At 62.6% G+C, this 270-nt stretch carries 1 protein-coding gene; it reads left to right on the top strand.

Going from position 1 to position 270, the window contains the following annotated elements; all coding sequences use genetic code 11:
* Positions 1-160 precede the first annotated feature (160 nt).
* On the top strand, positions 161-270 hold a 110-nt coding region (locus tag HKX41_11590), incomplete at its 3' end, for a DNA-binding protein (GenBank protein NNC24775.1).

The raw sequence follows: 270 nt of genomic DNA, 5'->3' as shown, positions 1-270 counted from the left end.
CCCGCCGCCTGCCCCGCGCCGCCCCCGCCGATTACCGCCGCGGCCTGTTAAATATGCGGGGGATATACCGTCGTGGCATTTACGCCGTGCGACGCTGCCCTTACTATGCTGCCGCGTGCCAGGGACTGGCCGTTATTCCGACCATACTCCCGGAGGCCCCATGACGATCGATATCTCTGCGTTGTCCGTGAAAGAACTCGAAAATCTCATCAGCCAGGCGAAAAAGCGCAAGACCACGCTGAACAAGCGCAAGCCGATCGCCGCGGTGCG

The sequence above is a fragment of the Salifodinibacter halophilus genome, assembly GCA_012999515.1.
Lineage (GTDB): Bacteria > Pseudomonadota > Gammaproteobacteria > Nevskiales > Salinisphaeraceae > Salifodinibacter > Salifodinibacter halophilus.
The sequence above is the reverse complement of the archived record's forward strand: the minus strand, read 5'-3'. Positions and strand labels throughout refer to the sequence as shown.